This window comes from Limnobacter sp. 130 (assembly GCF_902506325.1).
Classification (GTDB): domain Bacteria; phylum Pseudomonadota; class Gammaproteobacteria; order Burkholderiales; family Burkholderiaceae_B; genus Limnobacter.
On the sequence record NZ_LR732328.1, the window covers coordinates 154,636 to 167,152 of the forward strand.

The 12,517-nt window shown below is 54.2% G+C and carries 16 protein-coding genes; 2 read left to right on the plus strand and 14 right to left on the minus strand.

What is annotated here, in order from left to right; translation table 11 throughout:
- Window positions 1-15: 15 nt before the first annotated feature.
- The 8 genes from gspN to gspG are packed head-to-tail and all read right to left on the minus strand — an operon-like array spanning window position 16 to window position 5,471.
- Window positions 16-747, minus strand: a complete 732-nt coding sequence (gene gspN / locus FRIGORI9N_RS00685) for a type II secretion system protein N (RefSeq protein WP_159567998.1) — start codon at window positions 745-747, stop codon at window positions 16-18.
- Complete coding sequence (gene gspM, locus FRIGORI9N_RS00690) at window positions 744-1,271, minus strand: type II secretion system protein GspM (protein ID WP_159567999.1); 528 nt, start codon at window positions 1,269-1,271, stop codon at window positions 744-746. Before gspM ends, gspN begins: the two co-directional genes overlap by 4 nt.
- Entirely contained in the window at window positions 1,268-2,521 is a 1,254-nt protein-coding gene (gene gspL / locus FRIGORI9N_RS00695) for a type II secretion system protein GspL (protein ID WP_159568000.1), read from the minus strand. Before gspL ends, gspM begins: the two co-directional genes overlap by 4 nt.
- Window positions 2,522-3,472: a type II secretion system minor pseudopilin GspK gene (gene gspK / locus FRIGORI9N_RS00700; protein WP_159568001.1), complete on the minus strand. Its 951-nt coding sequence runs from the start codon at window positions 3,470-3,472 to the stop codon at window positions 2,522-2,524. It abuts the gene before it with no gap.
- Window positions 3,472-4,173, minus strand: coding sequence for a type II secretion system protein J (locus FRIGORI9N_RS00705; protein WP_159568002.1), 702 nt, complete (start codon window positions 4,171-4,173; stop codon window positions 3,472-3,474). The genes gspK and FRIGORI9N_RS00705 overlap by 1 nt, the downstream gene beginning before the upstream one ends.
- Window positions 4,170-4,544: a type II secretion system minor pseudopilin GspI gene (gene gspI / locus FRIGORI9N_RS00710; RefSeq protein WP_159568003.1), complete on the minus strand. Its 375-nt coding sequence runs from the start codon at window positions 4,542-4,544 to the stop codon at window positions 4,170-4,172. Before gspI ends, FRIGORI9N_RS00705 begins: the two co-directional genes overlap by 4 nt.
- A complete protein-coding gene (locus FRIGORI9N_RS00715) occupies window positions 4,541-5,050 on the minus strand; it encodes a prepilin-type N-terminal cleavage/methylation domain-containing protein (protein ID WP_159568004.1) in 510 nt (169 codons plus the stop codon). The genes gspI and FRIGORI9N_RS00715 overlap by 4 nt, the downstream gene beginning before the upstream one ends.
- On the minus strand, window positions 5,022-5,471 hold the full coding sequence (gene gspG / locus FRIGORI9N_RS00720) for a type II secretion system major pseudopilin GspG (RefSeq protein ID WP_159568005.1): 450 nt from the start codon (window positions 5,469-5,471) through the stop codon (window positions 5,022-5,024). Before gspG ends, FRIGORI9N_RS00715 begins: the two co-directional genes overlap by 29 nt.
- A 331-nt stretch (window positions 5,472-5,802) precedes the next feature.
- On the opposite strand from gspG, the gene FRIGORI9N_RS00725 reads away from it, so the two are divergent.
- Entirely contained in the window at window positions 5,803-6,288 is a 486-nt protein-coding gene (locus FRIGORI9N_RS00725; protein ID WP_159568006.1) for a type II secretion system protein N, read from the plus strand.
- Here FRIGORI9N_RS00725 and FRIGORI9N_RS00730 read toward each other — a convergent pair.
- Entirely contained in the window at window positions 6,285-7,058 is a 774-nt protein-coding gene (locus FRIGORI9N_RS00730; RefSeq protein WP_159568007.1) for a DUF3108 domain-containing protein, read from the minus strand. The two genes, FRIGORI9N_RS00725 and FRIGORI9N_RS00730, sit on opposite strands and share 4 nt — an antisense overlap.
- Window positions 7,055-7,525, minus strand: a complete 471-nt coding sequence (locus tag FRIGORI9N_RS00735; protein ID WP_159568008.1) for a D-Ala-D-Ala carboxypeptidase family metallohydrolase — start codon at window positions 7,523-7,525, stop codon at window positions 7,055-7,057. The genes FRIGORI9N_RS00730 and FRIGORI9N_RS00735 overlap by 4 nt, the downstream gene beginning before the upstream one ends.
- 5 nt (window positions 7,526-7,530) lie before the next feature.
- Between FRIGORI9N_RS00735 and FRIGORI9N_RS00740 the strand changes: the two genes are divergently transcribed.
- On the plus strand, window positions 7,531-8,223 hold the full coding sequence (locus tag FRIGORI9N_RS00740) for an HAD family hydrolase (protein ID WP_159568009.1): 693 nt from the start codon (window positions 7,531-7,533) through the stop codon (window positions 8,221-8,223).
- 13 nt (window positions 8,224-8,236) lie between these two features.
- On the opposite strand, the gene FRIGORI9N_RS00745 is transcribed toward FRIGORI9N_RS00740, so the two are convergent.
- From FRIGORI9N_RS00745 to gpmA, 4 genes are read right to left on the minus strand one after another with little or no spacing between them, the layout of a single operon-like run.
- Window positions 8,237-8,983 (minus strand): molybdopterin-synthase adenylyltransferase MoeB, encoded by a 747-nt coding sequence (locus tag FRIGORI9N_RS00745; RefSeq protein WP_159569523.1) that lies wholly within the window; start codon window positions 8,981-8,983, stop codon window positions 8,237-8,239.
- Window positions 8,984-9,011: 28 nt separating this feature from the next.
- Window positions 9,012-10,400 carry a S41 family peptidase gene (locus tag FRIGORI9N_RS00750; RefSeq protein WP_371717155.1) on the minus strand — a complete coding sequence of 463 codons (1,389 nt, stop codon included), beginning with the start codon at window positions 10,398-10,400 and terminating at the stop codon, window positions 9,012-9,014.
- Window positions 10,401-10,402: 2 nt separating this feature from the next.
- A complete protein-coding gene (locus FRIGORI9N_RS00755) occupies window positions 10,403-11,638 on the minus strand; it encodes a murein hydrolase activator EnvC (RefSeq protein WP_236550768.1) in 1,236 nt (411 codons plus the stop codon).
- A 60-nt stretch (window positions 11,639-11,698) separates the two neighbouring features.
- Entirely contained in the window at window positions 11,699-12,445 is a 747-nt protein-coding gene (gpmA, locus tag FRIGORI9N_RS00760; RefSeq protein WP_159568011.1) for a 2,3-diphosphoglycerate-dependent phosphoglycerate mutase, read from the minus strand.
- Window positions 12,446-12,517: the final 72 nt, after the last annotated feature.

Sequence of the window (12,517 nt, forward strand, 5' to 3'; positions counted from 1 at the left end):
TTTTTGCTTCTTTCATCAAAATACACCCAAGCGATAGCGATCGCCTTCAAGTCTTCCCATCTGGCTGAGCAATCCAGTCAACGCGTCTTTGCTGCGTTCTTGTGCACTGGCATACCCATTGAATACAAATCGTTGTCCGTTTGTCCACTGGCCAGTTCCCTCCAACATCAAGGGGCCTTTGGCGGTCGCCAGTGTCATGTCTATTCTTGTATCAGGGTTTCCTGTCACGGTGATGACATATTCACCCAAGGGCCTGATGCTGGCTAGCGCGGATTGTGCGTCCAGCCATTTCAAGGTGGCATTTACTGCCTTGCCACTTTCCCAGTCAAGCCAGCTTAACTGCAACAGGCCCTCGGGTCGAATGGTATTGAATGGCGCCCCGGTTGCGCCCAGCCAGGCTGCGGGCAAGCGAAGTTCGCCACCTTTCACAGTAATACCTGCGCCATTGAATCCCAGATGCAAAGGTTGCACGAATTTTGGATGCTCGATGGCGATTGCAAGCCAGTTTCCGTCAAGCCCAATCTTGAGTTGCCACTGCACAGGCTCGGGTATCGAGTACAAGCGGGAACCATCAGAAAGACCCAATTGCATTTTCCCGGCCCACACGGAGCCACTGCTACTCAACACACGCACCTTGCCGCCACTGGCCGACTCAATGTTGTCGGATATCGCATACACCGGGTAATTCCAAACCAGCACCACCAGGGCAAGCAATACAAATGGCCACCCGCTACGCCAAAGCTTCATCGCGGCGTGCCCGTATTTCCCTGCGCGGCTGGCAGAAAGGTGACATAACCTTTCAGTACACCTGCTTCCGGCTTTTCCACTTCAGCCACGTTCATGTTGATGCTTGAAATAGATTCTGCCCGCGACAGCCAGGCCAGAAAACCGCTGGCCGACACATTGTTGAACTCCACACGAATGTCACCTTCTTCGGTGCGAACAAGTGTGGTTTGCTCAGCAATTCCTTGTTCCTCCAGCAGTTGCTGCAGGCGGGCTTGCAAATCGCTTTCTGGCACCACCACGCGCGATCTTGCACCGCGTAGCGCATCCAGGTCTTGGGCGGCACGCATTACCTGGCCGGCTTTGTCCACCAGTGCTGCTTGATTGGCGGGCCCTTGTTGCACCGTCAGCAAGGCGGGTTCAATCAAAACAAACCAGGCAATCAACACGGCAGCAAGTGCACCGCCGTAAGTCACCAGTTTTCGTTCGCGGCCATTGAGCTGGTCGAGTTGGGCCTGTGCCTTGTTCAGCAAATCATTTGGTTTCATCGCGCAACCCCCTTCTTCACCTGCAACACAGGCAAATTGGATTGAGCACCGATCAACCACTTTGCGTCCAGTCTTCGCGCTTTCAGTTTTTGCAGGGCCGCGCCTTGCTGGTCCTCGGAAATATTGGCATTGAACCGAACATTCAGTGTGTTCTCAGCCCAGGCAAAATCGACCATGCTGTTAAACGGCGCCTGCTCCATGGCCAAGCCCACCTCGTGTAGCAGGGCGCTTGCACCTTGGGCGTTACTGGTGTCGAGCCCGGCGTTCAGGTTGCGTTTCTCACGTTCAATCAACAACAAGGGGTCAGCCACCATGGGTGTGTTGGGCAGTGCTTGCGCATAGCTTTCGGCAATTTGGGCTTCAATTGCGGCATTGGCACTTTCAACCTTGAAGGCCAGTGCATTCAAGCCCAGCACTGCCACAAGCAATAGCACCAAGGCTGGTGCAAGCAGTTTACGAAGACCCGCCTGGTTCGCCATGGGGCGCATGCCCATTTTGCGAAGTTCATCTGCATTCAGCAAACTTTTGTTCAGCAAACGGGGCAATGGTTCTGTGGGCGCGCGTTCCGCAGCCCGAATTTTATTTTCGCCCAAGGCGCCGTCGACCTGCGTGCCAAGCCAGGCATAGTCGGTGTTGTTCAACTCAATCACTGGGGAACCCAGCAGTTGCAGGCGGCGTTGCAGCATTACCTTCAATACCGCCGGTTGGGCAGCGGGAGTCAACAGTGGCGTGTCGATGCCGTCGAGCAAAATGAAATCCTGCCCACTCAACCAGGCGGCCCCCTCGCTGCCGGTGCGTTCCCGCAAAGTCTCACAACTCAGCCCGGCCAACTTCAACTTTTGTTGTGCGCAGGCACTCACAATGCTGCGTGCCCGGATTTTTCCCAACACGGCAGCCAACTTCGCACCGCCAGTGTGGTTGGGCAGGTTCGCCCAAAGGCTTACATGGTTTTCCTCTGGCTCGTTCAACAGGTAGGGCTCGACCAGAAAAGGCAATGCCTCTTTCAGCTTGTTGCCGCTCAATTTTGGGGGTACCACGGCAAACAGGCCCACTTCTGTGGGGTTGACCAGCACCAGGCAGGGCAGGTCTTTCGGCAGTTTGTTCAGCGCTTCTTCGCCACCGTGCAGTTTGTCGCCATTTCTGGCCAGTACTTCATAGCGCAGCCGAATCATGCGGCCTTCTTCTTCCGCGCGGGTTTGGTCCAGGGCTTTGGGCCACCAAATCACCAACAAGGGTTGGTTGTTATTCAATTATTGTCTCCACATCACATACACGCGCTGGTCTCGTCGCTCGAGCAGGGCCCGGGTTCGAATCAACGCCTCCTCCACCTGTGCAGTACCTTCCACCAGGAAGAAATTGCTGCTCACGGTTATTAAATCATTGTTTATGGTCACATTCGCATTCAAGGCAGCCCGAATATCCGCCACATTGCGGAAAGTGACCCTTTCACGTTGAGCCAGCAACCGTTGTGCATCGCTAAAACTCATCTCTTCTACTACCGCGTAAAGCACCTCGGCAGATGCAGTATTGGCATTCACCTGGCTTGCCTGGGGCAAAATCACCACATAGGGGCGAAGCTGATTCCATGTGTCTTCTGAAATGCCGTACTTGCCCCGAAACTCCTCCCACCGCAAAGCAGGTTCAATGGGCAGCGCGTTTGGATCAATGCCCTGTTCTTCAGGATTGGCCAGCTTGGGCATGAACATGGTGCTTAAGGTTTGTACCAACAAATTGCGCTGGTCTGCGGGCACACTGAGCAGGTCGCTTAGCTTGGTAAAGCCCGCCAGCCAGGTCTTTTGGCGGGAATTGTCAGCGCCCAGATTGCGCAGGTTGAATCGGCCCTGCGCGTCTTCAATTCGGCCTGTCAACACCACCTCGCGGTCATCCACGTCAGTCGCATTTTCTTCTTTGCGCATCAAGCCTTCATTGATGCGGCTCTCAGCCAGTGGAACTGCCCAAGGTTCGGTCAGCGTGTCCGTGGTCGACACCCTGCCATCTTCACGCAAAATAACTCGGGCCCAGTCCACGCCACTGCGGCTCACAGCATCCGCCTGGTCTCGGGCGGCAGCCACTGAAATGGTTTTGGCGGTTGCAAACAGATTCCAGATCAACGGGCTCACTGCCAGGGTGCACAGCACCACAATGAACAGTGCCATGACCACTGCGGCGCCCTGTTGCCTGGTTTGTAGCGCGTGTTGCATCAATACACCCCACCTGTCAGAAATACCCGCGTAACCACCTGGTTGTTGGGCTGTGTCAAACTGATTTCAACGGCCCGTACCAAGCTTTGTAAAGCCTGTCCTGTCGTCGTGCCAGGCGTTCCGGGGTTCTCACCATCATCCCCTGCAGGGGGTTGGGCTGTTGGCGTGCCGGTGTTCAACTGCAATGCAGGGCCCTGCAATTCAAGGTCGGTGCGTTCCTGCACCACATGGTTGCCAAACACCACTGGGCTGCTCCAGCCACCCGGTTCCCGTAACAAGCGCACTTGCATGCCCCGGGTGGCAATGGGTTCGCTAACTGATGCTTGGTCTGGGTTGGACGGGCGGCGGGCAATTCTCAACAGCGTGGCGCCGTCGAGTACCCATTCCACACGTTCACGATAGGCAGGTTCGCTGGTGTTGCGTTGGGTAAACTGAATGAGCAAGCCGTTGCCTGTCACCTCAATCAAATCGCCCTCGGGCGTGGGGCCCTCCAGTGTCAATTCAAGGGCAGCAAGGTCTTTTTCCAATTGGGAAAACACGGCTGTCACGGTTTGCACCTGTTCATCCACAGCAGTCACCCGGCCGGCCGAGCGGAGTACTTCCTGCAAACCCTGCCAGGACAAAATCGAAATCACCGACACGATTCCCAATGCAATCAGTACCTCGAGTAGCGTAAAGCCTTGGGCTTTTTGCTTGCTCATGGCGCACTGCTCAAGAAAATCACCAAACGAGCCAACTGGTTGCCCTTGTCGCCTTCAAATGCGTCTAGAACCTGAATTTCGACCCGACGAAAATTTGGATTGGGCGTATTGGAAATGTCGACCCGACACACAAAACGGAAATTGCCCTGCGGGCAGGTGTGCTGTGCGGTTTGGGCGCTGGGAAAAACGCCTGACACGCGAATGAAGTTGGCCGCATTTTTCGCGCTCCATTGCGCATACTGCCGCTTGATCATTTCATCTTGCTGAATGTTCAAGTTGCCAGCGGCTTTCAGGCATGCGATCAAGGCGACGGCAATAATGGTCATGGCCACCAGTGCTTCGATCAAGGTAAAGCCGCGTTGCTGCTTCATGGGTTCTGGTTGTTCCGGTTCAACACCCTGATGGGTTTGCCCACCTTGAACACGCCACTGGCCTGGCTTTCTAGCACCACCTGTACCTCGTTTCGTTGAAGAACAATGGCCTGGCGTTTTAGGCCTGTCTGGCTTTCCAGGGTCAGAAAGCGGTTTTCAAGTCCCTCGTTGATCAAGGTTGCTTTAAAAGGGCCGTTGTCCCACTGGCGCGGCCGCAACAGGGGTTCGGTCGTCACAGGCACCCAGCGGCTGCCCGTGAATTCCTCGAAGGCATAGCCCTCATCGCCCGCAACAAAACGGATGTCTTTGGATTTCAGAAGAGATTCTTGCTGCGCAATCCGAAGAAGCTGTGCCAGTTTCTTGGCGTCTGACTCCAGGTAATTGGAGTCGCCAGGGGTACCGCGCACTACAATAAGCCCAGCGGCGATCGACAAAACGACGATCACCACCAGCAGTTCAAGCAGGGTAAAACCCTGCTTAGAGGCTCCAGGAACCAATGTCGGCATTCACGCCCTCGCCACCGGCCTTGCCATCTGCGCCAAAGCTCATTACATCCACTTCACCGTTAATGCCCGGGCTCAAAAACTGGTAGCTGCTGCCCCATGGGTCAACCGGCAAACGAGACAAATAGCCGCCCTGTTTGTAGTTGCGTGGCACTGGTTCTGTGGTGGGGGCGGTAACCAAAGCTTGCAGGCCTTGTTCCGTGGTGGGGTATCGGCTGTTATCCAGGCGGTACAGGTTGAGCGCCTGCATAACGGACGCAATGTCTTGCTTGGCCGCAACAGCGCGGGCCTCGTCAGGGCGTCCCATGATCTTCGGAACCACCAGCGTTGCCAGAATTCCCAGAATAACGACCACAACCATGATTTCAATCAGGGTAAAACCCTTGTTTGATTTTTTGCCTTGAAGCGAATTTAGTTTTTTCATATACAACCGTAGAGAAGATCCAGAATTATCCTTGTCGAAGGTTACACCTATTTTATGAATATTTGACAGCAGCCCGCCCCACCCTTGCCACCAGCACAACAACCCCCTTGCTTTCGGGTAACCAGTAAAACCATTATCTTTGTCACGTAAATAGGGTCTTTCGTAGGTGTTCTTGCATGAGCATACTGCTGGTGTGGGTGATTCATATCACCGACAACCCTTGAAGCATGGCTTAAAAACCGGGCACCCTTGCGGGTTGTCCGGTTTTTTTTTGAATTTCTGCCTTTTCGCAGGTTATGATACTTTTCAGCATGTCACTTCACTTTGCCCCATGAAACTTGCATTGAAAACCCCGGTTGCCCAATTCAGCTTATCGCCAAGGCTTGTTCAGGCTTTGCGCATGGTGTTGTGGCTAGGTGCCGTGGGCTTGGCGGTGTGGGTGCTTATTAAACTGTTTGCGCCTGCGCCTGTGGTCGCACCCGCTGTGCCCGCACAGGCCTCAGCGAAATATCAAATAGACCAGTCCCCGGAAGCACGGTTAATGGGTGTCGAGACCGCGGGCGGTTTGACACCACCCTCTGTGAATTTGTTGGGTATTTTTGCCAACAGCGAAGGCAAAGGTGCCGCTGTCATGTCAATTGAAGGTCAGCCCGCACAGTCAAAGCGTGTGGGCGATGAAGTTGCCAATGGCTGGACTCTCGAAGAGGTGGGGCCAACCTTCGCAGTCATGCGGCGCAGTGGTCAACGCCATCAAGTGAACTTGCCGATTCTTGGCGCCGACCCCAATTTGCTTCGACGCGTGCCTGCGAACGGCTAAGAGCCTATTGAAATCAAGGTTTGAGTCAAAGCCTTGCCATCAGCGTCCTGAATTTCGATTTTTGCGGGCTGCCACTTCAAATCTTTGGCATACCAAATGCGCACAGTTTCGTCGCCTGCTTCTTCGGGTTTGGTCTCAAATTGCAGCGTGCTGACCCTGCGCTCACCTTTGCCCAGGTCCAATGTCAGGTCTTCCAGTTTTTTCAGCACAAACACTTCCTTGGCAACCCGGCCCGTGCTCATCACACGCATTTCCAGGGTGTCTCCGATATTCAGGTCTGCATTGCAGCGCAAACGCGCTGAAATTTGATAAATCATGCTGATTCGGTCTTGAAGGCCTTTCTCGTAGGGTGCAGATTCCCCGTTGCGCTTGAACACAACCTGCTGGGTTTCTGCGTTCAGCATGCTTTCGGCAACCGGTTTTTTGCCGCGTTGTTCAGCATAGTAAAAGGGGGTCAAGCCCAATTGCGAATCAACAAGCCCCTCACTTTTTTGAGTCAGTTGACCTGAATAAAGCAAGGCCAAAAAACCTTTTGCCTGCGAAGTCGACTGCAGTTTGTATTGCGTACCAGCCACACGCATTTTGTGGGTGCTTATTGCCAGTTCCCCGGGGATTTGGCTGTGGGTCAGTGAAAAGCGCAGGTCCGAGTCAATCACCTGTTTTCCCATGCCTTTGCAACTTGCATCGGCAGCCCAAGTGCCGCTTGCAAAGCCCATGCTGAGCAATGCAGCCAAGGTCATTTTGAATGTTGTTTTTCTTAAGTTGTTCATCGCTTCACAATACCTTCCAGATAACCTTCGTCTTTGCTGAAAATGCTCAAGCATTCCCGCCTGGGTTCCTGGCCCAAAGGCGCAGCCGATACATGCACCCATTTGCCATATTCCAGAATCAGTTGATCAAATTCACATGGCAATTGTGCAATTGCCAAGGCCAAATCGCAGGGGCTACCAAATTCAGGGCAAATCACATCGGCCGCCAGGCCCATGCAATGCTGCGAATTGGGCACACCACCTACCTTCTCGTTCAGGGCTTCAGCCCTGAAACCACTGTTGATCTTTAACGCACCATGACCAATATTCAGGGACCGCTGAATGCTCCCAAGCAAGGCAGACAGCCGGCTCAGGTTGACCAGCAACTCGGGTGGGCAGTTGTTGTCTAGACCGCACCGCAGGGCGGTGTCAGAATGGCACAAGGTGTCCTGACAAAATTCAGGATGAAAACTTAACTTCAGGTTCATTCGTTTTGCGCATTCGTTATATTCGTCGTCCCCATGCAGGTTTGTCCGGCAAAGTGTATTTGCTCGACCTGGACAACACCCTTCATCATGCATCTACCCACATTCTGCCCGAGATCAACCGGCAAATGACACGCTATCTGGCCGAGCACCTGGAGTTGGACCACCAAGAAGCCAGCGAGTTACGCACCCGTTACTGGCTTCGTTATGGTGCAACCCTGTTGGGCATGATGCGCCATCACAAGACAAATCCCCACCATTTTCTGGCCAGCACACACCATTTCGAGGGTTTGAAAAAACTCAGTTCTCGCCACGGCAGCGTTCCCCATCGCCTGGCCAAGCTGCCGGGCCTGCGCATCATGCTGACCAACGCACCCCGCGCCTATGCCGTTGCATTGTGCAAGGAAATGGGTTTGTACAAACATCTACACGCCGTTGTCGCGATCGAAGACATGGTGGTTCATCAAACCTGGCGGCCCAAGCCCGCCGCCATACTTTGGCCAAACCTGAAAAGCAAATTAAAGGGCAAGCGGGCCATGCTGGTCGATGACACCTTTGGACACCTGCAACAAGCGGCAAGGCACGGTATTCAGACCAGCTGGATCACCTTTCCGGGCTTGGGTTTCAAACCCCGGCAGCTCACTGGCAAAGTCAAACATCGGATACGCCAGTTTGAAGCAATTCGCACCGCAAAATTTTAGCTGGTCCAACGTTCTACTGGCTGCAAACCCCGCACTTGGAGTCTTTGCGAATTTTCATTTTGGTGAACTCGCAGCTGCGCGAATCGTAAATTTGCAGGGTGCTGTACATGGGTTGACCAAAACCAGCCAGAATTTTCAGTGCCTCGCTGGCTTGCAGGGTGCCGATTACGCCAGTGAGGGGGGCAAACACACCCATGGTGGCGCAGCGAACCTCAGAAACATCGTCACCTTCCGGAAACAGGCAGTGGTAGCACGGCGCCTCAGGATTATTCAATTCGAACACGGCCAGTTGACCGTCCAGCCGAATGGCAGCGCCCGATACCAAGGGCTTGCCAAACTTCACGCAGGCGCGGTTCACTGCATGGCGGGTTTTAAAGTTGTCGCAACAGTCCAGCACCACATCGACCTTCGCAACCAGTTGCTCCAGCTCCTCGCCCTCAAGGCGGTGGGCAATGGGCACGATAGTGCTGCAAGGGTTGAGTTCATTCAGGTGGGTTTTTGCGGACTCAACCTTGGCCATGCCAACACGGGCAGTGGTGTGCAACACCTGCCGTTGCAGGTTGGTCAGGTCGACCTCGTCGTCATCGGCAATGTAAATGGTACCCACGCCCGCACTGGCCAGGTACAGGGCGCTGGGGCATCCCAGTCCGCCTGCGCCCACCACCAGCACCTTGGCACCGGCAATGCGTGATTGCCCTTCAATACCGATTTCATCCAGAAGAATATGACGGGAGTACCGAAGTAACTCCTCGTCATTCAGGTCGCGCAGTTCCATGCCGGGCTGCTTCTTACTTGCCTGCGTTGGCGGTTTGAGCAGCCTTGCGGTTTTGCACAACAGGCTTGCCTTTTAGATAATTCAAGGCTTGTTGTAGCTGGTAGTCGTCTTTGTCGCCAAAAACGATTGGCTTCATGTCCGCGTTTTTGTTGGTGTCTGAGCCTTTCGAGCTTGGCGTTTCCTCGCCCTTCTCGTTGCTCAAGTGGCGGGTCAGGTCGGCCTCGCGAACGCGTTCAACAATGTCGCCTTCGGGGGTTTCAGTGACCACGTAATCGGGTTCAATGCCCTTGGCTTGAATACTGCGGCCGCTCGGTGTGTAGTAGCGTGCAGTGGTCAACTTGATGGCCGTGTTGTTGTTCAGCGGCAAAATGGTTTGTACCGAGCCCTTGCCGAAAGTCTGGGTTCCCAGCACTTTGGCACGGCCGTGGTCTTGCAGGGCGCCCGCTACAATTTCAGAAGCCGAGGCCGAGCCGCCATTCACCACCACAATCATCGGCACCGTTTTGGCGATTGGGCTGAGTTCTTTCAAATAATCTTTTTCCCGGCCACGCAAGTAGTCCTCGGGCCCGGCCACCAGCTTGCGCTGAGAATCTTCGGTGCGGCCATCGGTGGATACAACCAAGGTATTTTGGGGAAGAAAGGCCGCACTAACGCCGACTGCAGCGTTAAGCAAGCCACCCGGGTCGTTGCGTAAATCGAGTACCAAGCCCTTCATGGGGGTTTTGGTTTGCAGGGTGTTAATTGCCTTCACCAGGTATTCGCCGGTGTGTTCCTGAAACTGGGTAATGCGAACGTACCCAATGCCATCGTCCAGCATTTTCGACTTCACACTTTGCACCCGAATAACGTCGCGAATAATCTTCACTTCGATCGGTTTGTCTGCATTTTTGCGCAGCAAGGTCAGGCGAATTTCGGTTTTGGGTTTGCCGCGCATCAGGTTAACGGCGTCGGACAGGCTCATGCCTTTTGTCGGTTTGTCGTCAATCTTCACGATCAAGTCGCCGGCTTTCACGCCCGCTTTTGCGGCGGGAGTGTCTTCAATTGGCGAAATCACTTTCACAAAGCCGTCTTCGGTGCCCACTTCAATGCCCAAGCCGCCAAATTCACCTTGCGTGCCTACACGCAATTCCTTGAAAGCCTCAGCGTCCAGGTAGCTGGAATGCGGGTCCAGGTTGGCCACCATGCCGCTGATCGCGCCGTTGAACAGCTTGTCATCGCCCACGGGCTCTACGTAAAAGCTTTTGATCGCGCCAAAAACTTCGGTGAACTGGCGTAGCTCACTCAAGGGCAGCGCTTCGGGCTGCTGCCGTTGGGCCACTGCGCTGATTCCAACGCTGACCAACACGCCGGCCACTACACCGACTGATACCAAACTGATTTGACGCAATTTTTGACGCATAATGCCTACCGACCTTTGGTCCACGAAACAGGATCGAAGGGTTGTCCCTGATGCCTTAGTTCAAAATATAAACCTGTATCAAGATTACCACTGCTGTTGCCAGTTTCAGCAATGGTGTCACCCGCTTTAACGGAATCCCCTGATCTTTTCATTAATTTACCATTGTTGCCATAAACGCTCAAAAACTGGTCGCCATGGTCAATGATCACAATTTCACCAAAACCGCGCAGCCATTCCGAGAACACGACCCGGCCCGCCGAAACCGCCCGAACTGCTTGCCCGGCCTCGGTGGCAATGAAAATTCCTTTCCAGGACGGACCTTGCCCGTCTTTCGACCTTGTCTGGCCGAATTGCCCCGCCACAGTGCCTTGCACAGGTAACACCAGTCGCCCTTTCAGTTTTGCAAACTCACCCGTACTGGGCATGGGGGGCGGGGAAGAATAATCCGGTTTACTCGGTGTTTTGGCTGTATTTCCTGACTGCCCCTGTTGTTTTTGCTGTTGCGCAGCCAAGGCTTGCTTGCGTTTTGCCTCTTCAATGGCGCGGGCCAGCTCGGTAATCACGTTGCTTAATCGAGCCTCGTCCCGTTGCAGGCGCTTGCGTTCAAGCTCCTGGTTTTTCAGCTTCGAGCTCAGGTCCGCGATCAACTGATTGCGTTCCTCGCGCTGTGCAACCAGCTCCCGCTGGCTTTTGTTTTGGTCGGCAATCGTGTTTTCAAGCCGGTCCTGTTTTTTCTCAAGACCCTGCCGAATCGCCTGCAGTTCACGGGCTTGGGCGGCCTGTTGGGTCGCCAAATCACGCTCTGCGGCTGAAATGCGTTCGTACCAATAACTTTCCCGTGCAGCCTCGCTGGCCGACTTTCCAGCCAACCAGGCTTGCGTCGGGTTAATTTCCACCCTGCGGTACTGGTTGCGCATCACCTCGGCCAAGCGCGCTTGCGTACTTTCCAGGTCTTTCTGAAGCTGCGATTCCTCCTGGCCAAGCTTCTTGATGTCTGTTTCCAGCGCATCCCGATCTTCGTCAAGGGCTTTTAAACGGGTTTGGGTTTTTTCAAGTCGCTGTTCAAGCAGGTCAAGCGACTTGGCAGCCTGCTTTTTTTCGCCGCTGGTTTCATTGATCTCTTTTTTCAATGCATCCAGTTTGCGCCGTACCTCGTCGCGTTCCTGCTTTGCGCCCGCCGGGTCGCGAAGGCCGCTCTGTGCCCAGGCGGGCTGGGCGGACGTCAGGGAGAGAATGAGCACCAAAGCGCCAATTCCCCCGCCTGTACAAAAAATTAACCTGGAATAGTTTCGCACCTGTGCTTACTTGGCCTTTCCCTGATTTTTTACGGCAGCCATGGCTGCTTCAATTTCGGCTTGGTCGCCCAAGTAATAATTGCGAATCGGCTTCAGGTTTTCATCCAGCTCATACACCAAGGGGCGAGCGGTCGGAATATTTACCTTCAAAATGTCTTCTTCGCTCAGGTTGTCCAGGTACTTGATCAGCGCGCGCAATGAATTGCCGTGGGCTGCAATCAATACCTTCCGGCCAGCCTTGATGGCAGGTGCAATGCCGTCTTTCCACAGGGGAATTACACGGTCAACCGTGTCTTTCAGGCACTCGGTCAATGGAATTTCCTCAGGCTTTAGCTTGGCGTAACGTGGGTCTTTGCCAGCAAAACGGGGATCGTCCACTTTCAGTGGGTTGGGTGCAATTGCATAAGCACGGCGCCAAATCAACACCTGTTCTTCGCCAAACTTGGCGGCGGTCTCTGATTTATTCAGGCCTTGCAAATCGCCATAATGGCGCTCGTTCAGGCGCCATGCGTGCACCACCGGCAACCACATTTGGTCCATTTGATCCAGGGCAATCCACAAGGTGCGAATAGCGCGTTTCAGCACAGAGGTATAGGCCACGTCAAAGCTGTAGCCTTCGGCTTTCAGCAGGTCGCCTGCCTTGCGTGCTTCTTCGCGACCTTTCTCGGTCAGGTCCACATCGGCCCAGCCAGTAAAACGGTTTTCCAGGTTCCATTGGCTTTCGCCATGGCGCATCAATACGAGTATGTACATGTTTGTGGCCTTTAAGTTTGCTGTCTAATTAGGCAAACCTCCATTTTAGCCTCGATTCAAGGGGATATAATG